The sequence below is a fragment of the Vibrio sp. 1401 genome, from assembly GCF_033340295.1.
In genome coordinates this window covers 1-603 of the sequence record NZ_JAWOWF010000558.1, presented here as the reverse complement: position 1 = coordinate 603, position 603 = coordinate 1, and the positions used below count along the sequence as shown (strand labels likewise).

1 protein-coding gene is annotated in these 603 nt (G+C 45.3%); it reads left to right on the top strand.

The window, feature by feature from the left end; all coding sequences use genetic code 11:
* On the top strand, window positions 1-603 hold a 603-nt coding region (locus R7Z77_RS26815), incomplete at both ends, for a POTRA domain-containing protein (protein ID WP_318137232.1).

Here is a 603-nt window from a genome sequence, read left to right as displayed (position 1 = left end):
AAGGCATCAAGCGTGTGCTTGGTGAATCTGGCTACGCTTACCCTCAAGTAAACACCATCCCTGAATTTGACGATGAAAACAAACAAGTCTCCTTGGTTGTGAATGTTGATCCAGGTAATCGAATTTACGTTCGCGACATTCGTTTTACTGGTAATAACTCAACGAAAGATGAAGTGCTGCGTCGTGAAATGCGCCAAATGGAAGGTAGCTGGCTAAACTCCAAGTCGATTGAAACTGGTAAGACACGACTTAACCGTCTTGGCTATTTTGAAAACGTAGAAGTACAAACGGTTCGTGTACCAGGTAGTGATGATCAAGTTGATCTGGTTTACTCGGTTAAAGAAGCGAACTCAGGCAGTGTAAACTTTGGTGTTGGCTACGGTACCGAATCGGGCGTCAGCTTCCAAGTTGGTCTGCAACAAGACAACTTCTTAGGTAGCGGTAACCGCGTTGGTATCAACGCGATGATGAACGACTATCAAAAGAACGTGAGCTTAGACTACCGCGACCCATACTGGAACCTTGATGGTGTAAGCTTGGGCGGTAAGATTTTCTACGATGAATTTGAAGCATCGGAAGCGGGTATCGTTGACTATACCAACC